General features: G+C 65.6%; 18 protein-coding genes and 1 pseudogene. 11 read left to right on the plus strand and 8 right to left on the minus strand.

Annotated features, from left to right (window positions below):
• Positions 1 to 7 precede the first annotated feature (7 nt).
• From EN861_RS00650 to EN861_RS00675, 6 genes are all read left to right on the plus strand, one after another.
• Positions 8 to 841: a hypothetical protein gene (locus EN861_RS00650; RefSeq protein WP_127280028.1), complete on the plus strand. Its 834-nt coding sequence runs from the start codon at positions 8 to 10 to the stop codon at positions 839 to 841.
• The gene (locus tag EN861_RS00655; protein ID WP_127870914.1) at positions 838 to 1,872 is read left to right on the plus strand and encodes a DUF4438 domain-containing protein; all 1,035 of its coding nucleotides are present in this window, start codon (positions 838 to 840) and stop codon (positions 1,870 to 1,872) included. The genes EN861_RS00650 and EN861_RS00655 overlap by 4 nt, the downstream gene beginning before the upstream one ends.
• Before the next feature lie 47 nt (positions 1,873 to 1,919).
• Entirely contained in the window at positions 1,920 to 2,624 is a 705-nt protein-coding gene (locus tag EN861_RS00660) for a hypothetical protein (RefSeq protein ID WP_127870913.1), read from the plus strand.
• Between the two features lie 16 nt (positions 2,625 to 2,640).
• A complete protein-coding gene (locus tag EN861_RS36010; protein WP_245511642.1) occupies positions 2,641 to 2,991 on the plus strand; it encodes a hypothetical protein in 351 nt (116 codons plus the stop codon).
• Positions 2,988 to 3,803 (plus strand): serine protease, encoded by an 816-nt coding sequence (locus EN861_RS00670; RefSeq protein WP_127870912.1) that lies wholly within the window; start codon positions 2,988 to 2,990, stop codon positions 3,801 to 3,803. Before EN861_RS36010 ends, EN861_RS00670 begins: the two co-directional genes overlap by 4 nt.
• A gap of 178 nt (positions 3,804 to 3,981) precedes the next feature.
• A complete protein-coding gene (locus EN861_RS00675) occupies positions 3,982 to 4,470 on the plus strand; it encodes a helix-turn-helix transcriptional regulator (protein ID WP_127275917.1) in 489 nt (162 codons plus the stop codon).
• 55 nt (positions 4,471 to 4,525) lie between these two features.
• Here EN861_RS00675 and EN861_RS36015 read toward each other — a convergent pair.
• Positions 4,526 to 4,832, minus strand: a pseudogene (locus EN861_RS36015) (hypothetical protein); the annotation flags it as partial.
• Positions 4,833 to 4,905: 73 nt separating this feature from the next.
• Between EN861_RS36015 and EN861_RS00685 the strand changes: the two are divergent.
• Genes EN861_RS00685 through EN861_RS00700 form a run of 4 tightly spaced genes read left to right on the plus strand, consistent with a single transcriptional unit; the run spans position 4,906 to position 8,613 of the window.
• Complete coding sequence (locus tag EN861_RS00685) at positions 4,906 to 5,850, plus strand: MurR/RpiR family transcriptional regulator (protein ID WP_127275916.1); 945 nt, start codon at positions 4,906 to 4,908, stop codon at positions 5,848 to 5,850.
• On the plus strand, positions 5,847 to 6,509 hold the full coding sequence (locus EN861_RS00690) for an isochorismatase family cysteine hydrolase (protein WP_127275915.1): 663 nt from the start codon (positions 5,847 to 5,849) through the stop codon (positions 6,507 to 6,509). Before EN861_RS00685 ends, EN861_RS00690 begins: the two co-directional genes overlap by 4 nt.
• Positions 6,506 to 7,828 carry a glutamine synthetase gene (locus EN861_RS00695; RefSeq protein ID WP_127275914.1) on the plus strand — a complete coding sequence of 441 codons (1,323 nt, stop codon included), beginning with the start codon at positions 6,506 to 6,508 and terminating at the stop codon, positions 7,826 to 7,828. Before EN861_RS00690 ends, EN861_RS00695 begins: the two co-directional genes overlap by 4 nt.
• Complete coding sequence (locus tag EN861_RS00700; RefSeq protein WP_127275913.1) at positions 7,828 to 8,613, plus strand: N-formylglutamate amidohydrolase; 786 nt, start codon at positions 7,828 to 7,830, stop codon at positions 8,611 to 8,613. The genes EN861_RS00695 and EN861_RS00700 overlap by 1 nt, the downstream gene beginning before the upstream one ends.
• 13 nt (positions 8,614 to 8,626) lie before the next feature.
• Here EN861_RS00700 and EN861_RS00705 read toward each other — a convergent pair whose 3' ends face one another.
• The 5 genes from EN861_RS00705 to EN861_RS00725 all read right to left on the minus strand — a co-directional run bounded on the left by EN861_RS00705 (position 8,627) and on the right by EN861_RS00725 (position 15,157).
• Positions 8,627 to 9,523 (minus strand): dihydrodipicolinate synthase family protein, encoded by an 897-nt coding sequence (locus EN861_RS00705; protein ID WP_189343528.1) that lies wholly within the window; start codon positions 9,521 to 9,523, stop codon positions 8,627 to 8,629.
• Between the two features lie 25 nt (positions 9,524 to 9,548).
• Positions 9,549 to 11,624: an ABC transporter ATP-binding protein gene (locus EN861_RS00710; protein ID WP_127870910.1), complete on the minus strand. Its 2,076-nt coding sequence runs from the start codon at positions 11,622 to 11,624 to the stop codon at positions 9,549 to 9,551.
• Complete coding sequence (gene opp4C / locus EN861_RS00715) at positions 11,621 to 12,520, minus strand: oligopeptide ABC transporter permease (protein ID WP_127275911.1); 900 nt, start codon at positions 12,518 to 12,520, stop codon at positions 11,621 to 11,623. The genes EN861_RS00710 and opp4C overlap by 4 nt, the downstream gene beginning before the upstream one ends.
• A complete protein-coding gene (locus EN861_RS00720) occupies positions 12,513 to 13,469 on the minus strand; it encodes an ABC transporter permease (RefSeq protein WP_127275910.1) in 957 nt (318 codons plus the stop codon). The genes opp4C and EN861_RS00720 overlap by 8 nt, the downstream gene beginning before the upstream one ends.
• An 86-nt stretch (positions 13,470 to 13,555) precedes the next feature.
• Entirely contained in the window at positions 13,556 to 15,157 is a 1,602-nt protein-coding gene (locus tag EN861_RS00725; RefSeq protein WP_167531256.1) for an ABC transporter substrate-binding protein, read from the minus strand.
• Between the two features lie 219 nt (positions 15,158 to 15,376).
• On the opposite strand from EN861_RS00725, the gene nanR reads away from it, so the two are divergent.
• Positions 15,377 to 16,078 (plus strand): transcriptional regulator NanR, encoded by a 702-nt coding sequence (nanR, locus tag EN861_RS00730; protein ID WP_272483020.1) that lies wholly within the window; start codon positions 15,377 to 15,379, stop codon positions 16,076 to 16,078.
• A gap of 50 nt (positions 16,079 to 16,128) precedes the next feature.
• Here the strand turns inward: nanR and EN861_RS00735 are convergent, their stop codons facing one another.
• Positions 16,129 to 17,475, minus strand: coding sequence for an FAD-binding oxidoreductase (locus EN861_RS00735; RefSeq protein ID WP_135861833.1), 1,347 nt, complete (start codon positions 17,473 to 17,475; stop codon positions 16,129 to 16,131).
• Positions 17,476 to 17,712: 237 nt separating this feature from the next.
• Positions 17,713 to 18,558: an SMP-30/gluconolactonase/LRE family protein gene (locus tag EN861_RS00740; protein ID WP_127275906.1), complete on the minus strand. Its 846-nt coding sequence runs from the start codon at positions 18,556 to 18,558 to the stop codon at positions 17,713 to 17,715.

An 18,558-nucleotide genomic window follows, 5' to 3' on the forward strand; every position in this document is an offset into this window, starting at 1 on the left:
GTCCGCGATGGACCACCATCTGGCTCTTCCCGGGCGCTTTTCGCCCAAGCCCCCGAACATCGTCATCGATGCGCCGCTGGCGCTGTCGCCGATGGGGCTGCTCGTCACGGTGACGCTGTCGCAGTCGGCTCGGGTGTGGCTGCCGCGCGGCTTCTACACCTTGCTCGACAATGACGAGTACTACCGCCACCGGCCGGACCAGATGGGCGGCGGCTGGCTGCATCCCGATGCGCGGGACGCGACGCTCAGGGAATTGGTGCTTGAGCTCGAGCCGTGGCGCCGCGCCTGGCAGAACGGCCGGCTGTCGTCACGCGTACACTGGGTCGGCGATGCGCAATATGAGAGCGCGCTGCCCGAGCGCGAAGGCACTGCCCTGCTGCCGCGCTTCGAAGGCTGTTGTGCCGCGCTTGAAGCGCGGCTTGGCGACCTCGCCGGCACCGCAGCACCGCTCGACGAATGCGCGCGCGACGTCATTGCCCTGTCGGCCGCGCTGCAGCCCGAGAGCACCTACATCCTGACCATCGCCGGCAGCGCCGGTGCCCGGCCGCCGCTATGCGACTATCTGGAGCGGCTCGCGTTTCCGGCCACACGTCATCCGGGCGCGATCCCGGGTTGGTCTGGTCCGGCCTTCTGGCCCGCCGCCGCCCCGATCGCCGCGAGCGGCCGCAGCGCCGCCATCGTGCAGGTCGTCGCGCCGGTCATCCTGGCGCTGCCGGACGGCTGGAGCGAAACCGACTGGGCGCTGGAGGATCCAGCCGACCATGACGAGACGCCGGACGATCCCTGGCGCAATGCTTGCGCGCTCTGGTACGAGCTGGCACCAGTGGAGGCGGCGGCATGAAACCGGCCCGCCTCCACCCGGTCCACGGCCTGCGCACCAATGCGCGCGACCTGGTGATGATCAGCGTCGCCGGGCAAGTGGCTTCGCCGACAGAGAAGGGAACGCCGTGGCGCATCGGCTACGACGGCAGGCCGCGCTCGCTGCCGGGCACCGGCGGCATCGTGCTCAACCATCGCGTCGGCGACCCTTGCGTCGGGCTCGCCGGCGATCATGTCGAACCGGCGGTGTCGATCCGCAACGAGGCGCGCGCGGCCGGCGGCAGCCCTGATGCCGCCAACCAGGCGCTGCAGAGCTATTCCTGCGTCGGCAATCACGCCATCGTCACGACGGGGCGCGCCGCCGGCGCGCGCGGCGTGGTGACCGGCAAGCATGGCGGCGTCGACACGGTGCTGATCGACTTTCCGCTGCCGGCGATGCGGCAGATGGCGATCGGCGACCGCATCCAGGTCTGGGCCTATGGACTTGGCCTGCGCCTGACCGACTATCCCGACGTTGCGATCTGGAACTGCTCGCCACGGCTGCTCGCGCGCTGGCGGCCGGTGGAGCGCAACGGCAGGATCCACGTCAAGGTCACGCATCGCATTCCCGCCCGCGTCATGGGTTCGGGGCTGGGCCGCAACAATGTGCTGCGCGGCGACTACGACATCCAGATGTCCGATCCGGGCATGGTGCGTCGCTACAAGCTCGGCTCGCTGCGTTTCGGCGACATTGTCGGCATCATGGACGCAGACAACCGCTATGGCCGCTCGCGGCTGGGCGGACATGTATCGGTGGGTGTGATTGTGCACTCGGACAGCACCGTGGCGGGTCATGGCCCGGGTGTCGTCTCGCTGCTTTCGGCACCGGCTTCGCTATTGCAGCTTGAGCTCGATCCGAGCGCCAACATCGCCAGCTATCTCGATATCAGGCCGCCACAGCCGGCGCGGCCATCCTTTCCGCTGCCGACGGTCGAACAGCGGGAAAGAACCGTGGCGCGGCTGCGCCGGCGGGCTACGGCGGCGGACGCAAAAGTGGCGGCCGGTCCGGGGTAGCCCGGCAACGGGCAGGCATTGAACAGGACGCAGGAAAGGGAGCCGGCATGTCATATCTCGACGAACAACTCGACGCGCTGGTTGACGAGGCAGCGCAAACAGTCGGCCACCGCCGGCCATGCGGCTGCGCACAATGCCGCCGGCAACAGGGCTTTCGCGCCGTGGAGGTCAGGCGCCGGCATTTTCCAAGCGGTGGCTGCGGCTGCGGTTGCGGCGGCGACACCTCCTTCGACGAAGCCACCGTGCGGCGGGGACGTGCTCCGCGGCCGGCGCGCGGCCAGACCTCGGCACGGGCTCGGGGTTCGCAACTGCCGGGCTGGCGCGGCTGGACGCCGCCGGTGTCGCTGGCCGCCATCGATGCGGCGCGCACCGCCGCCGGCAGGGGCCAGGCCGTCGATCCATTGCTGCGGCCGTTCCTGGCGCCGGGGCCGCAGGTCTATCGCATCACCCGCGCCGGCATAGACCGCGACCGTCCGCTCAGCATCGGCATGACCAAGGGGACCAATTCGATCGCGCAGAGGATTGTCGAACATTACCGGCAGCCGAGCCGCGCCGACCCCCGGGTCAACACCGCGATCCGCAACCTGCAACCGGGCCAGGTCCTGGTCCAGGCGGCTCGCCTGACCCGCCAGGCGATGCATCCAAGGCGGGCCCGGAACTATGAGGGCTGGCTGCAGGACCGGGAGCGGCCACTGCTCTATGACCCCAACAGCACCACATTCGATGAAGCGGGGTTGATGTACACCAACTGAACCAAGGGAGATCTCCATGCACGGGCAAGTCGCACCTCATGCAAGGTCGGTATGGGCCGACCTCGATGCCATCGTTCTCCAGGAGGTCAAGGCGCTGCGCTCGGTCCCGCCGCGCCCGGCGGAACCACAATTTGGTTCCGACGAGGAGTTCATGGATCGCGCGACGGCCTACCTTGAGGGCCGGGGCGAAGAGGCCCATCTTCTAGTGGACCGCCTGCGCGACATGCTCGGCCCGGCAGCGGACGCGGACATGGCCGCGACCGACGTCCCACGGGAGGTGGAAAGCGGAGGCGGGATCTACGATGTCGCTCCGCCGGATGTCGCGCCGCCGCAAGCCGAGCCACCACAAGCCGAGCAAGACACATGACGCTGTTCTCGCCAGCGCCCTTCGAACTCGACCGTCTGGCCGACGAAGCGGATTATGCGGTGGTCGGGCCGACCGACGGCCGCGCCAGAGTCGCGCACACCAACCGCTTTCCGCACAGCGCGGTCTGCCATATCGAGCGCGACTTCGGCGACGGCAGGCTGACCGGCTGCACCGCTTTCCTGATCTCGCCGACGCGCCTGCTGACCGCCGCACACTGCATCACCAGCCCGATCCGGCAGCGGCTTGGCCTGCCCAACCTTGCCGTGCGCATCCGGGTCACGCCGGGCCGTGCGTCCCGCGACGCGCGCCCCTTCGGCTGGCAATGGGCGAAACGCTGGCACGTCAATCCGCCCTACCGCCGTCGGCCATCCGCGCTGCACGATGTCGGGCTGATCGAACTCGAGCGGCCGTTCTCGCCGGCGCCGGGTTTTTTCCGGCTGTGGTCGCCGAGCCGGCAGGATCTCGACAGGCTCCGGGCCTCGCGTCTGCTGCACATTTCAGGCTATCCGGCCGACAAGCCGGAGGGCACGCAGTGGGAGCATGCCGAGCGTCTCGACCGGATCACCGAGCGGCAGCTTTTCTACAGCGTCGACACCTGCCCGGGGCACAGCGGTGCGCCCGTCTGGATCCAGCGCCAGCAAGCCGGCCCGCCGGTCATCATCGCCGTTCACACCGCCGGTCCGCGCCCGCATTCGGGCGGCGCCTGGGGCTGCCGGCCGGGTGTGCCGCTGGCGCCGGCCGGGCTGTTCAACCGCGGTGTCAGGATAACGCCGGACCTGTTGCGCTCTATCAACTCCGGATTCGCACCCTGACCTGAAAATTGATGGCCCCAAATGATTTTGGGAATGCTAATATTCCGGGAAGTGTTATAGTTCGGGCCATCAATGCAGCATTCATACGGGTTGCGCCGTGGTCCGGTGGCGTGGCCGTTTGCTAAGGCGCCAGGGCTTGTGATTGTAATGAGTTTCCTGCCAACTAAGGCGTTCGGTCATGATTGGGCATGCCGAGAACTTGCAGAGGCTTTCGGAGTTCGCCGAAGAACTCTCCGCGTCACGGAATGAGCGGAACACCGATACGGACACATCGAGTTTTGTGGTGAACGGCCATTCGCTGGTCGCCATCCGGCATCTCGAAGATGAGGAGCCTGGCGGCCCGAGCGGCCATGGCGATCAGCGCCCCGTGGGCCGCATCGTATGCGCCGGCACTCACTATCTGATCTATGACGCAGTCTATGTTCCGGCAACCGCCGACACACCGCTCACGGCCGCCGATATACTGACGCGGCGCGAGCTGCAGATCGCGCTGCTGATCGCCGAAGGCAAGCTCGACAAGGAAATCGCACGCCAGCTCGGCATCAGCGGCTACACGGTGCGCGAACACATCAGGCGGATCTTCGCCAAGCTGAATATCGGCCGCCGCTCGGCAATCGCATCTTGCGTGCTGCCCGGATGGACGGATTTTCGCCATGATGTCCGATAGATCGAGGCGCTGCCTGCGACCAGCATGGGTCAGCCGATGCCTTGCCTGAAGGGTCAGCCCTGAGCAGCATGCCGAAGAGTTCGCGCGGCTCGTCGGGGTCGGCCAGCATGTCGAGTTCCTGGTAGAGGCTGGTCGACTTCAGCTGATCCCTGACATAACCCAGCGCCGAAAAGTCCTCTATGGCGAAGCCTACGGAATCGAACAGCGTGATCTGGGCGGCATCGCGCCGGCCCTTGGTCGCCTGATATGACCTGCCACAGGTTATCGGGCACATGCTGCTGGATCTCGCCTTCGATGGGGGTCTGCTGGGGATATTCGACGAAGATGCCGAAGGCCGGCGATCGCCCGATGTCAACATCCCTTCATTCTTGACACTATTTAAAGTATCTGTAATAGTTTTTACAAAACAAGAGACCGTGGATTTCGGGGAGGCCAATGGCGATACGCGATGTTCTGATGCGCGGGGATCTAGCGCTGACGCCGTCGGAGGAAAAGATCGTCCGGCTGCTGTTGACGGACTATCCGACCTCCGGCCTTGGCACCGCCTCGTCGCTCGCGCGGCGCGCCGGCGTCAGCGATCCCACCGTGGTCCGGCTGGTGGTCAAGCTCGGCTATGAGGGGTTTCCGGATTTTCAGGCAAAGCTGCTCGCCGAGGTCGAGGCCAGGCTGCATTCGCCTCTGTTGATGATGGAGACCAAGCGGCAAAGCGGTTCCAGCGACAGCGCGGTGCTCGCCTATCTCGATTCCGTCACCGCGGCCCTGCAGAAAGCCACCGCCGCGACACCGGTCCAGACCTACGAGCGGGCCGCCCGCCTTTTGATGGAGGCCAAGGGCGAGATCGTTCTGGTCGGCGGCCGGTTCAGCCGCCACATCGCCGGCATGCTGGCCGGATATCTCGCGCAGTTCCGCAGCGGAGTCCGCGATCTCGGCGTGCTCTCCCCCCAGACATTCGACACGCTGGCCGATCTCGGCCGCCGCGACGTGCTCGTCGTCTTCGACTATCGCCGCTATCAGCTCGACGTGATGGCCTATGCAAGCCAGGCGGCCGCGCTCGATGTGCGCATTCTTCTGTTCACCGACCAATGGCTGTCGCCGATATCAGACCTCGCCGAAGTCACGATCGTCAGCCCACTCGAAGTCGCCTCACCCTATGACACGCTGGCGCCGGCGATCGCACAGATGGAGGCGTTGACCGCCCAGATCGTTTCGACGCTGGGCGATGACGCCCGGGCCCGTATCGAGAGAATCGAGAAAGTGCGGCACGCCAATGCGGTGACGCTCGACAGCGATGCGGAAGGCCAGACGGTTGGCCCCCGAAAAACAGCTGGACCACGCAAGACACCTGGACCCAAAGCAGCAAAGCAGGACGACAAGGCATGACCCAAACCTTATCCAAGCTGGCCCTACCCAAGCGAGACGAAGCCTTCCGTGCCGGCGAGACGGCGCTGCTGCTCGTCGACATGCAGCGCATCTGGCTGGAGCCGGGCGCAGACCCCTCGCATCCGGAGCGCGGCCCAGACCATTATTTCTACCGGCAGACAGCCTTGCAGACGATCCCCAACCAGGAGCGCCTGCTGGCGGCGGCGCGGGCCAATGGCGTCGAGGTGCTGCACACCATCATACAGAGCCTGACCGAAGATGGCCGCGACCGTTCGCTCGACCACAAGCTGACGCCGATCCATGTCGCGCCCAGGCTGCCCGAAGGCCTGCCGGTTGCATCGCTGGCGCCGGTCGGCGACGAGATCATGCTCCCGAAGACCTCGTCCGGCATCTTCAACTCGACCAATGTCGACTACCTCCTGAAAAACCTTGGCATCCGCTACCTCGTCGTGGTCGGCGTGCTGACCGACCAGTGCGTCGACATGACGGTGCGCGACGGAGCCGACCGTGGCTATCTCGTCACCTGCGTGTCGGATGCCTGCGCCACCATCACCCAGCAACGTCACGACATCGCGCTGAAGGCCTTCGGCGGCTATTGCTGGGTCACGGACACCGACACCGTCGTCGACCGCTTCAACGCCCTGGGAAAAACGGCATGACATCGACCGTCGAGCCCCTCGTTGCCGTCGTCACGACAGACCTCTCCGCCATTACGCGGGGCCGCTTCGTTACTGAAGGCAAGTTGCAAAAAACCGCCGCGACCGGTGTCGGCTGGCTGCAGGCCAATCTGTCGATGACGCCGTTCAATTCGATCGTCGATCCCAACCCCTGGGGCTCGTCGGGGGACCTTCGGCTGATCCCCGATCTCAAGGCACGCTTCCGCACCGAACGGACGGGATCGGCGACCCCGTTCGACATGGTGGCCGGCGACATCGTCGAGCTCGACGGCAGCCCGTGGCTCGGCTGCACGCGGACCATGCTCCGGGACGCGCTGGCGGAATTGAAGGCTGCGACCGGCCTTTCCGTCATCGCCGCCTTCGAGCACGAATTCCACATTGCCGATGGCAGCTTCGCGCCGGCGCATTCGATGTCCTTTGCGGCGCTGCGCCGCACCGACCCGTTCGCCCCCAATCTGATGGCGGCGCTGGAGGAGGCAGGCGTCGGCCCCGAAGTCGTCATCGCCGAATTCGGCAATGAACAATTCGAAGTGACGCACGAGCCGGCCGATGCGCTGACGGCAGCCGATCGCGCCGTCGCCATCCGCGAAATCACGCGCGAAGTGGCGCGCAATGCCGGCTGGCGCGCGAGCTTCGCGCCCAAGATCGCCCCCAATGCCGTCGGCAACGGCGTGCACATTCATTTCAGCTTCGTCGACGAAGACGGCAAGCCGGCGACTTACGATGCGGCGCGGCCCGGCGGCCTCTCCGCCAAGGCCGGCGCCTTCTGTGCCGGCGTGCTGCGCCATCTGCCTGGGATGACCGCCATGACGGCGTCGAGCGTATCATCCTTCTATCGCCTCAAGCCGCACAGCTGGAGTTCGTCCTACACCTGGCTCGCCGACCGTGACCGCGAGGCGTCGCTGCGCATTTGCCCGACGGTGACGATCGGCGGACGCGATCCGGCACGGCAGTACAATGTCGAGTACCGGGCGGCCGACGCCACCGGCAATCCTTATTTGTCGCTGGCCGCGATCATCCGCGCCGGGCTGGAAGGGCTGAAGGCGGATCTTCCCTCGCCGCCGCTGGTCACCGGCGACCCGACGCTGATGAGCGAGGCGGAACGGGCAAAGCTTGGCCTGGTGCGGCTGCCCGAAACCTTGCCGGCGGCGCTGGACGCGCTTCTGGCCGACAAGACCGTCACGGGATGGTTCGCCCCGATCTTCATCGAGACCTTCGTCGGGCTGAAGCAGCATGAAGCCGAGCGCCTGGCCGGCCTCGATCCGGCCGCCATCTGCGATCTCTACCGGACGCTCTATTGATGACCGCACGGAGTGAAAGGAACACGCCCGCTCAAGGAGACTGGCCCGACGCCGTCGAGGTTCTCAACGAGCACGGCCGCTGCGACATCGTGCTGCTGTGCGAGCATGCGTCCAACCACATGCCGGCCGAATATCGGCAGCTGGGGCTCGATGCCAGCCACCTGCGGCGCCACATCGCCTGGGACATCGGCGCCTCGGAGGTGACGCGCCTGTTGTCGGCGCGGCTCGATGCGCCGGCCTTCCTCAGCGGCTATTCCCGGCTGCTGATCGACCTCAACCGGCCGCTGGACAGCCCGGGCAGCATCCCCCTGCTGTCGGAGGACACCGACATTCCCGGTAATGCCGGTATCGACGCGGCGGAACGGGACCGACGCGCCAAGATCATGTTTTCGCCGTTCCATGACCGGGTGACCGCACATCTCGACCGACGGGCGGCCGAGGGCAGGCCGACGCGAATCGTGACGATCCATTCCTTCACGCCGGTCTTCCTTGGCGTCGCAAGACCATGGCATGCGGGCGTGCTGCATGACCATGCCGCCGATCTCGCCGCAGCGATCCTTTCGGGCCTGCGCGCCGACGCGTCGCTCAACGTCGCGGCCAACGTGCCCTATGTGATCAGCCGCGACGCCGACTACGCCGTGCCCATCCATGGCGATGATCGCGGCATCCCTGCTGTCCTCATCGAGATAAGGCAGGACCTGCTGTCGACACGGTCCGGCATCGAGGAATGGGCGGACCGGCTGGCGGCGGCGCTGCCCGCCCGCGAGACGGAGACAACTTCGTGAAGAATCTCGCGGCTCACGCCAGCCACTCCTTGATCGCCGGGCGAGCGAGAACGGCACGCATGCGGTCCTCGGCGTCGGCGACAGCCAGTGTCATCGGGGCACGGGTCGGACCGCAATCGACGCCGATGACGCGGAACGCCGCCTTCATGCCCGGCAGCACACCGGTTTCCAGCAGTGCCTCGACGAAATCCTGCGACACCATCTGCAGCGCCTTCGCCTGGCGCAGATCGCCGCCGCGAACGGCCTGATCAATCGCCACGTAGAGCCTGCCGAGCAGATTGTAGGTAGTTCCGATACCACCCTCGGTGCCGAGCATGCCGGCGGCGGCATAGATCTCATCGAAGCCGTAGTAGAACAGCTTCTGCGGCTGCCGCTTGCGCAGCAGGGAATATTTGAACAGGTCGGTGGAGGTGAACTTGATGCCGACGACATTGCTGAGATCGAGCAGCCGGACCAGCAGGGGAAGCGGCAGCGGCCGGCCGGTGCGCAAGGGGATTTCATAGACGATAAGCGGCAGGTCGGTCGCCGCCGCCAGCGCCTGGTAGTAGCCGAAGACTTCTTCGTCGGAGAACGGGTAGGAATGCGGCGGCAACGCCGACAGCGCGTGATAGCCGAGCTTGCGCGCCTGCCGCGCCAGACAGATGGAATCACGCAGGTTCGGCATGCCGACATGGGCGATCAGCTTGACGCCACTTGAGACCGCGCCGGCGAAGACCACCTCTTGCTGCGCCAACAATTCGTCCACCGTCAGCAGGCCGGATTCGCCGCTGCTGCCACCGACATAGAGGCCTGCCAGACCCTGGCGCAGCACATAATCGTTGATGTTGCGCTGCCGTTGCGGATCGAACTCGCCGGCATCGCTCAGTCCGGTCATCAGGGCGGCATACATACCCGCCAATTGCTTGGTCATTGGGATCCTCGGTTTTCCAGATTTGTCATGATGTGGCTTCGCCAGCGTGGTGGCAGGCGACGAGATGCTGGCCGGTGCCGGCGGAGCCGAAATCGCGCCGTGCCGGATCGACCTTGGTGCAGATCTCGGTCGCCAGGGGGCAGCGCGGATGGAAATGGCAGCCGGGCGGCGGCTTCGACGGATCCGGCACGCCACCGCCGAGCACGATGCGGCGGCGTGTGCCCCCCGCCTTGGGATCGGGCTCCGGGATCGCCGACAACAGCGCGCGCGTATAGGGATGCAGTGGTGCGCCGAACACCGCTTTCGTGGTGCCGATCTCGACGATGCGGCCGAGATACATCACCGCGACGCGGTCGCTGAGATAGCGGATCATCGACAGATCGTGCCCGACGAACAGATAGGTCAGGCCGAGGCGCGGCTTGAGGTCGTCGAGCAAATTGACGATCTGCGCCTGGATCGAGACGTCGAGTGCCGAGATCGGCTCGTCGGCGATGATGAATTTCGGATTGGCGGCAAGCGCGCGGGCAATGCCGACGCGCTGGCGCTGGCCGCCGGAGAGTTCGAACGGATAGCGGTTGCGCAGCGCTTCCCGGAGACCCACCAGCGCCAGCAATTCGCTGACACGGGCATCGCGCGAGGCGCGGGTGCCGATCTTCTGCGCACGCAACCCTTCGCCGATAATGCGGCCGACGGTCATGCGCGGGTTGAGCGAACCGAACGGGTTCTGGAAAACCATCTGCATGTCGCGGCGGCGCTGCTTCAGCTCCTCGCCTGTCGCGCCCGCATAATTCCTGCCCTCGAAGACAATGCTGCCGGCGCTGGGGCGCTCAAGGCCCAGCACGGCGCGGCCGGTCGTCGATTTGCCGCAGCCGCTTTCGCCGACCAGCGCCAGCGTCTCGCCGCGCATCACCTCGAAGCTGACGCCGTCGACGGCATGCACCGCGCCGACCTGCCGCCTGAGCACGCCGCGCCGGATCGGAAAATGCACCTTGAGATCGGTGACGGTGAGCAGCGCTTCCTGCTTCGGTGCCGTCACGGCCGGCTTGTCAGCGGCGCCGGCGCCCGTGCGCGGCCCCCGTTCCACCTCCCGCCAGCGCCAGCAGGCGACGGTCTGATCGGCACCGGCAGCTTCCAGCGGCGGCCTTGCCTGGCGGCAGCGCGCCTCGGCATGGTCGCAGCGCGGCGCGAAGGCGCAGAAGGTCGGCGCCAGCGTGACATTGGGCGGCGCGCCCTTGATCGGCACCAGCCTGGTGTTGGCCGCCGTCAGCGACGGGATCGAGTTCAACAGGCCGATCGTATAGGGATGCTTGGTTGCCGAAAACAAATCGCCGACCGGCGCGCTTTCGACGATCGAGCCGGCATACATCACCGCGACGCGATCGACGAAGCCGGCGACGAGGCTGAGGTCGTGGCTGATCCAGATGATTGCCATGCCGAGCTGCTTCTGCAGGCGCACGACCAACTCGACGATCTGCGCCTGGATGGTGACGTCGAGCGCGGTCGTCGGCTCGTCGGCGATCAGGATCGACGGTTTGCACACCAGCGCCATGGCGATGCCGATGCGCTGCAACTGGCCGCCCGAGAACTGGTGCGGAAAGGCGCGCATGCGCTGCGGCGCGTTGGCGATGCCGACCAGCGCCAGCATGTCGAGAGCCTGGCGTTCGGCCTCGGCGTCGTTCAGGCCCTGGTGCTCGCGCAGCGCCTCGGTCAGTTGCAGGCCGATGGTCAGCACCGGATTCAGCGACGACATCGGATCCTGGAAGATCATGGCGATGTCGCGGCCGCGTATCTGGCGCAGCTCTCTATCGGGCATGGCCAGGAGATCGCGGCCACGAAACAGCGCCCGGCCCGCGGTGACGCGGCCGGGCGGCTTGCGGATCAGGCCCATCAGCGTCTGCACGGTGACCGATTTACCGGAGCCGCTCTCGCCGACGATCGCCAGCGACTCGCCCTCGGCAAGGTCGAAGGAGACGTCGTTGACGGCATAGACGGAATTGCCGCTCGGGCCAAATTCGACGCTCAGCCCCTGCACCGAAAGCACCGCCTGCTGCCCGATCCCCTTCGCGGCCCTGCCGACGGCAAGCGTGTCGGCGCCGATCATTTGCCACCCATGATGTGCTGCGGGTCGAGCGCATCGCGCAGGCCGTCGCCGACGAAGTTGATGCTGAGTACGGCCATGGCGATCATCGCGCCGGGCGGGATCCACATCCAGGGCTGGCTCTCCAGGATCGACAGCGTGCGGGCGTCGCGCAGCATGTTGCCCCAACTGGCGGCCGGCGCCTGCGCGCCAAGGCCGAGGAAGGAGAGCGAAGCTTCGAGCAGTATGACGGTCGCCACGTCGAGCGTGATCGCCACCAGGATTGGGCTGAGCATATTGGGCAGGATGTGTTCTAGGATGATGACCGGGGGCGAGGTGCCGAGCGAGCGCGCGGCCAGGATGAATTCCTGGTTGCGCAAGGCCAGGATCTCACCACGCGTCAGGCGGGCGATGGAAGGCCAGCTGAGCAGTCCGATCACCACCATGGTGTTGAAGATGCTGGGCCCGACGACCGCGACGAAGGCAATGATGATGACCAGGCGCGGGAAGGTCAGCACCATGTCGATCAGGCCCATCAGCAGGAGGTCCACCTTGCCGCCGAAATAGCCGGCGACGCAGCCGATGAAGATGCCGATCGCCGCCGAGATCGCCACGGCGACGAAGCCGACCGTCAGCGATATGCGGCCGCCATAGAGGATGCGGGCGAAGATGTCGCGGCCGGTGCCGTCCGTGCCCAGCCAGTGCATGCCGCCAGGCGGCTGGTTGTGACCTCTGAGATCGATTTCGTTGGGGCCGTAATGGGCGATCAGCGGCGCCAGCACGCAGGCGAGCACGATAATGGCGAGCATGATCAGGCCGAGCGTTGCCAGGCGGTGGTTGAGGAAGCGGCGCGCCGCCTCGCCCCACAGGCCGCGCGATGCGCCGGCGGCGATCGTCATGTCGAGGGCGGCGTCAGTCATAGCTCACCCTGGGGTCGAGCACGCTGTAGGCGAGGTCGGTGCCGAGATTGGCCAGCATGACGATGATGGCGGTGATCAGCACGTAGCCCATGATCACGGGACTATCCCTGTTCACCACGGAATCGATGAACATCAGGCCGATGCCTGGCCACTGGAAAATGGTCTCGATCACCACCGAGCCGCCGAACAGCGTCGGCAGCGCCAGGCCGAAGACGGTAACCAGCGGGATCAGCGCGTTGCGCAGGCCGTGGCGCAACGTGATGGTGCGGGGCTTGAGGCCCTTGGCCTTGGCGGTGCGCATATAGCTCTGGTTCAGCACTTCGAGCATGCCGGCGCGGGCATAGCGCATGAAGATCGCGGCACGGAACAACGCAAGTGCGGCTGCGGGCAGGACGAGGTGCCTGAGATTGTCGAGGAGCGAGAAGTTTTCACCAGCCGTGGAAATGCCCGACGACGGCAGCCAGCGCAGCTCCAGGGCAAAGACGTAGACGAGCAGCAGTCCCATGAAGAAGTCCGGGATCGAGACGCCGACAAAGCCGGCAAGCGTCAGCGAATAGTCGGTGAGCTTGTATTGCCTGAGCGCCGAGATCACGCCCAGCGTGGTGCCGATGACGAAAGCGACGAGCAGTGCGACGCCCATCAGTTCCAGCGTCATCGGCAACCGCTCGACGATGATGTCGCCGACACTGCGGCCATTGACGAAGGAGCGGCCGAGATTGCCGTGCAGGATCTGGCCGATCCAGTGGAGGTACTGGATGTAGACCGGCTGGTCGAGGCCGAGTTCGCCGCGCCGCATGGCAATCAGTTCCTCGCTCGACGGCGCCTCCGCCGTGATCATCGCCAGCACCGCGTCACCCGGCATGGCATGCGCGATGGCGAAGACGATCACGGTGACGCCGAACAGCACCGGGATGCTGAGCAAGAGTTTGCGCAGGAGATAGCTGAGCACCGGCCTCTCCTATGGCTGAAGGCGGTTTTGAGACAACGGATCGGGAGGCTCGGTCAGAGCCCCACGACCGGCAAGGCTATCCGCGGCTATTTCGCCACCTCCCATTTCTCGACTTCGTTGTAGACGGGGTGGTTGAAGATCACGAGCGGCTGTTGCTTGAAGTGCTGGGCGAGGCCGACGATGCGGTTGTTGAAGGCGAGCGGCCGCACCTCGTTCCAAAGCCAGGCCTTGGGCAGGTCCTGGTTGAGGATGCGCGAGGCCTCCTGATAGCTCGCGGCGCGTGTGGCGCGGTCGTTTGACTCCAGACCCTTGTTGAACAGCTCATCGACCTTGGGGTTGCAGTAGCCCATGGCGAGCGGCTTGGCGCCGCAGACCACCAGGGGCGAGCCGAGCGAGGGGTCGAGCCCCATGCCTTGCGCGAAGAAGCCCATCTGGAAGCTGCCGTCGGCATAGACCTGGTTGATCGCCGCCGGATCGAGCAGGCGCGGCTGGATGTTGACGCCGACGGCGGCCAGATAACTCTGGATGGCGGTGACGGTGTCGACGTTCATCTGGTCGGAATAGTAGTAGATGAAATCGACCGGCTGGCTCGCATCCCAGCCCGCGTCGGTAAGCAACTGCTTGGCCTTGTCGGGATTGTAGTCGTAGGGTTCGAGGTCCTTGGCGCGCGCCCAATCCTGCGGGAACAGCGTGTTCAACAGTTCGCCGGCGCCCTGCTTGACGGTGTCGATGATCGCCTTGCGGTCGATGGCATAGAGCATCGCCTGGCGCACGCGCACATCGGCGAAGCGCTTGTTCTCCAGATTGAACTGCAGATAGGTCGGCAAGCCGGCGGAGAATTTCGGCAGCACCGTCAGATAGTCGAGCTTCTGCAGGCGGGGCAGTTCGGAGATCGGCACGCCGCCGCCCTCATAGGACATGGCGTCGACCTCCTGCGTCTCGAGCGCGGCGATAATCGGCGGCACGTCCTTGTAGATCTGGTAGATGATGCGGTCGAGCTTGGGCGCGCCGAGGAAATAGTCGGGATTGCGGTCGACCTCGACATACTGGTCGCTCTCATACTTCTTCCAGATAAACGGGCCGGTGCCGACCCGATTGACCCAGAACGCATTGCCCTTGACGTCGGCGGGCGCGACCTTGCCCAGGATGTGCTCGGGAAAGATGCTGATGGCGATGAGCTGCAGCTCGACCCAGAGCGGCTTGGCGCTGTCGAGTTCGATCTGCACGGTCGCGTCGTCCAACGCCTTCACCCCGGCAAGCGAGGTGGCCGAGCCATCCTGGAAGGCCTTGTATCCGGCCACGGCGGAAAGCTTCTGCGCCCAGGGCGAACCAACCTTCGGATTGGCGTAGAGATTGAGGCTGAACACCACGTCCTTGGCGGTGAAAGGCGTGCCGTCATGCCATTTGACACCATGGCGCAGGTTGAAGACATAGGTCTTGCCGCCGTCCGCCGTCTTCCAGCTCTCGGCCAGCATCGGCTGCACGCCGTCGCCCGTCCATTTGATGTGGACGAGGCCCTGCAGCACGGTCTCGTCGAGCCGATGGCCGCAGGTGGTGTGCAGCGTGCCCATCTCGATGCAGCCGGTACGCATGGCGGAGCGGAACGTGCCGCCTCCTTCGGCCTTCACGGCACCCGCAGCAAGCATGAGCGCCAGCGCCGGCAAAAGGCTGATCAGAAATCGTCTCATGGAATTCTCCTCCCTTGGATTGTCTCGGCCGGTCGTGGCTGACGTCTGAGCGCGCTTTCTCGCGGTCGTTTGGTCGCGGTTTGGCGTCCGGTCGCTCATTGCAAGCAGCGACCTCCTCCTACCCTTCGGTCGCGCCAAGCCCCAGCGATCCACAACTCCTTGCCCTGTGCTCGCTTGCGGTGACTGGTCTAATAGCTTAAAAGGTACACCATGCACAATATGCCGGTTCGAAAAAAATTGTCCGATGAAGTCCGCCTCCGCCTGGAGGCGATGATCCGGGACGAGGTCTATCCGGTCGGCGCTTCGCTGCCGTCCGAGCGCGAGTTGATGTCGATGTTCGATGTCGGGCGCCCCTCGGTGCGCGAGGCGTTGTTTGCGCTGGAAAAGATGGGCCTCGTGCGCATCAACAGCGGCGAGCGGCCCAAGGTGACGCGACCGACGCCGAAGAACATGCTGGAGCAGCTGACGGGCACCGCGCATCTTTTGATGGACCAGCCGGACGGCATCGGTCATTTCGAGCAGTTGCGGCTGTTTCTCGAAGTCTCGATCGCGCGCCATGCCGCGGAGGTGGCGACACGTTCACAGATCGACGCGCTGGCGGCGGCGCTTGCCGAAAATGAACGCGCCATTTCACGCGCCCGCGCTTTCGCCCTCACCGACGTCGCCTTTCACCGCGTGCTGACCGCGATCCCCGGCAATCCGATTTTTCTCGCCGCGCACGAGGCGCTGGTGGAATGGCTGATCAACCAGCGCATCCACATGGCCAATACCGAGCTCGAAAACCGCATCAGCTTCGCCGGGCACAAAAACGTGTTCGAAGCTATCGAACGGCACGATCCCGAAGCCGCTGGCCAAGCGATGCGGGAGCATCTGGAAAACGCCCGGCGCAAGTTCAATCCGGGCCAGTCGAAACCCGACTAATAGAAAGATCGCGGCTATCTACGCCGCGTGAAACGTCGGGGCCATCTCGTCTAGAGCGATGGCCCCATCAGGATACGGCTGCCGTCGCTGAACCGGGATAGACGGAACCTGTGAAGGTTGTGTCCAGCCTCGTTGCCCTGGATCAAGTCGGACAGGACGCGGCCCATGCCGGGCCCTATGCCGAAGCCATGGCCACTCATCCCGGTCGCGATGACGAGACCCGGAACCGCTGCGGCGCGATCGACCACCGGCACGACATCCGGCATCGCATCGATCATGCCGGCCCAGCTTGCCCTGAGCGGCACCGCCTCGAATTGCGGGAAGAGCTCCTTGAACCCACGATCGATGGCGTGAAGCGCCCTGGGCTCCGGCACAGGATTGAGAACGCGCATCCGTTCGAACGGGCTTTGCTTGTCGGCATCCCATTTGCGCGGGGTAGACCAGCTGTCGGGATATGCACGAGGCGCCGCCGGCAGGTAGCGCGTACCGAAAGGGTTCGCCTTCAGGGCGGGCAGATATTTCGGTGCGTGACGCAATGCATCCGGCCCGACATAGAGCAGGTGGCTGCCTCCCGCCGCCAGCGTGTATCCACCGTCCTTTCTACGCCGGAAGGCGATGCGTTCGTCCGCGGCGGCGCCAGCATGGATTTCCGGCATCGGCGCGGTCGCCGCGACGGTCGTGCGGACACTGAGCTGCGGGATCGAGACGCCATGCGCGCGCAGGAACAGCGACGTCCAGGCACCGCTGGCGACAAGCACGTTCGACGTGGCGATGCGGCCTTTTTCGGTCCAGACCCCGCTGATACGCCCCGCGGAGATATCGAGCATGCGTGCCGCACAGTTCTCGATGATGGTGACACCCTGGCGAGCGGCCAGGCGGGCAAGGGCCGGCACGGCGACCCAGGGCTCGGCGCGCATGTCCGACGGCGTGGTCATGGCACCCTTGAAGGAGCGAGACATGGCTGGGATCAGCTTGGCGGTCTCGCCTTGGTCGAGGAGACGCGTGTCGACGCCATGGGCCTCTGCGACCTTCAGGAACTTGGCGAAATCAGCCATTTCCTTGTCGGTGCGCGCAAGATAGGTCACGCCGGTCTGCGTCAGGCCTATGTCCTCGCCGCACTCCTCGGCCAGTTGGCGCCAGAGACGCTGCGCTTCGATGACGATGGGCAGTTCGTCCGCGTCGCGGCCCTGCTGGCGGATCCAGCCCCAATTGCGCGAGGACTGTTCCGCGGCGATGCGCCCCTTCTCCAGCAAAGTCACCGGTATGTTGCGCCGGGCCAGGAACAAGGCCGCGGTCACGCCGATGATGCCACCGCCGACAATGACCACATCCGACGTCTTCGGCAGCGGCGCCTGAAACTGGACCGGACTGGCCTCGGTCAAAGGGAAGATCGTCAAAGGATTATCCTTGTTCATAAGCGTGGCCCGACGCCGATGGCTGGTCATGGTGGCGCGAAAGTCGCAAGCCAAGCACGACGTGCGTCAACGAGCACTACACGACCGGTCTCGAAAATTTGCATGCCAGCTCGATGAAATTGTTGACCACCCGTCGAGGCCGCTTCTCGTCGCCGCGGCCAGGCTTCGAGAACTGAGCCGCGGCCGCCAGTCCATGCCGTGGCGAAATTGGATGATGGTTCAGCTTTCCAACTCTCGAAGCGCCGTCAGATCGATCTCGGTGATGTGCCAGCGGCCGAGATTCGCCGTGTAGAGTTTGTCGCCCTTGAAGGCGATGTTGGTGGGATGCGCCAGTGTGGTGGCCGCCGGGTCCTCGATCAGCACTTCGAGGCCTCGGTCCGGCCGCCAGCGATAGATGCGGCTTGGCTCGTAGCACGAGATGAACAGCGCGCCGTCAGAGGCGAAGGCGAGCCCATCGGGAACATTGTGCACGCCTTCGACGACGACTTTTCGCGGCCCTGCCGTGCCGTCGGCGAGGATCGGCACATGGCTGATGCAGGGCGCGTCGCTCTCCACGACATAGAGGCCGTTACCATCAGGCGCCATGGCCATGCCGTTGGCGAAGGACATCGCCTCCCGGCACCACAGGCCACCCTCGCCGGTCTTGAGGTCGTAGCGGAAGATGCCCGAACGACTGTCTTCGCCGACGCTGTCAGACACGTAGAGCCAGCCCCTGGCCTCATCGACGATCGGATAGTTCGGCACGCGGATGCCGGACGGCGCGAAGCGCTCCATGCGACCTGTCGCGGCGTCCCGGCGGAAGATCGCGGCATGCCTGAGATCGCAGGCAAAGCAGTTGCCCGCGCTATCGAAGGCGATGCCGAGCAGAAAGCCATCCGTGCCGCCCATGCGCTCGACCGAACCGCCGTCGGCGGCCAGCCGCAGGAGGTCACCTGTCTCGGTGCCGCACCAGATCGAGCCATCCCGGTGGACCGCCACGCCCTCAGGATGCGCGACGCGCGGGCTGGTGAAGATGCCGTCGAAGAAGACGCGCGCGGCCGACATGTCGAGCAACGGCTTTGGCAT

The organism is Mesorhizobium sp. M8A.F.Ca.ET.218.01.1.1 (genome assembly GCF_004791165.1).
In the GTDB taxonomy this organism is placed as follows: domain Bacteria; phylum Pseudomonadota; class Alphaproteobacteria; order Rhizobiales; family Rhizobiaceae; genus Mesorhizobium.

What these genes read in the sequence shown, in the direction of transcription:
- EN861_RS00650 (WP_127280028.1), top strand. Translation starts at nt 8, where the DNA reads ATGGACCACCATCTGGCTCTTCCCGGGCGCTTTTCGCCCAAGCCCCCG.
- EN861_RS00655 (WP_127870914.1), top strand. Translation starts at nt 838, where the DNA reads ATGAAACCGGCCCGCCTCCACCCGGTCCACGGCCTGCGCACCAATGCG.
- EN861_RS00660 (WP_127870913.1), top strand. Translation starts at nt 1,920, where the DNA reads ATGTCATATCTCGACGAACAACTCGACGCGCTGGTTGACGAGGCAGCG.
- EN861_RS36010 (WP_245511642.1), top strand. Translation starts at nt 2,641, where the DNA reads ATGCACGGGCAAGTCGCACCTCATGCAAGGTCGGTATGGGCCGACCTC.
- EN861_RS00670 (WP_127870912.1), top strand. Translation starts at nt 2,988, where the DNA reads ATGACGCTGTTCTCGCCAGCGCCCTTCGAACTCGACCGTCTGGCCGAC.
- EN861_RS00675 (WP_127275917.1), top strand. Translation starts at nt 3,982, where the DNA reads ATGATTGGGCATGCCGAGAACTTGCAGAGGCTTTCGGAGTTCGCCGAA.
- EN861_RS00685 (WP_127275916.1), top strand. Translation starts at nt 4,906, where the DNA reads ATGGCGATACGCGATGTTCTGATGCGCGGGGATCTAGCGCTGACGCCG.
- EN861_RS00690 (WP_127275915.1), top strand. Translation starts at nt 5,847, where the DNA reads ATGACCCAAACCTTATCCAAGCTGGCCCTACCCAAGCGAGACGAAGCC.
- EN861_RS00695 (WP_127275914.1), top strand. Translation starts at nt 6,506, where the DNA reads ATGACATCGACCGTCGAGCCCCTCGTTGCCGTCGTCACGACAGACCTC.
- EN861_RS00700 (WP_127275913.1), top strand. Translation starts at nt 7,828, where the DNA reads ATGACCGCACGGAGTGAAAGGAACACGCCCGCTCAAGGAGACTGGCCC.
- EN861_RS00705 (WP_189343528.1), bottom strand. Translation starts at nt 9,523, where the DNA reads ATGACCAAGCAATTGGCGGGTATGTATGCCGCCCTGATGACCGGACTG.
- EN861_RS00710 (WP_127870910.1), bottom strand. Translation starts at nt 11,624, where the DNA reads ATGATCGGCGCCGACACGCTTGCCGTCGGCAGGGCCGCGAAGGGGATC.
- opp4C (WP_127275911.1), bottom strand. Translation starts at nt 12,520, where the DNA reads ATGACTGACGCCGCCCTCGACATGACGATCGCCGCCGGCGCATCGCGC.
- EN861_RS00725 (WP_167531256.1), bottom strand. Translation starts at nt 15,157, where the DNA reads ATGAGACGATTTCTGATCAGCCTTTTGCCGGCGCTGGCGCTCATGCTT.
- nanR (WP_272483020.1), top strand. Translation starts at nt 15,377, where the DNA reads ATGCCGGTTCGAAAAAAATTGTCCGATGAAGTCCGCCTCCGCCTGGAG.
- EN861_RS00740 (WP_127275906.1), bottom strand. Translation starts at nt 18,558, where the DNA reads ATGCCAAAGCCGTTGCTCGACATGTCGGCCGCGCGCGTCTTCTTCGAC.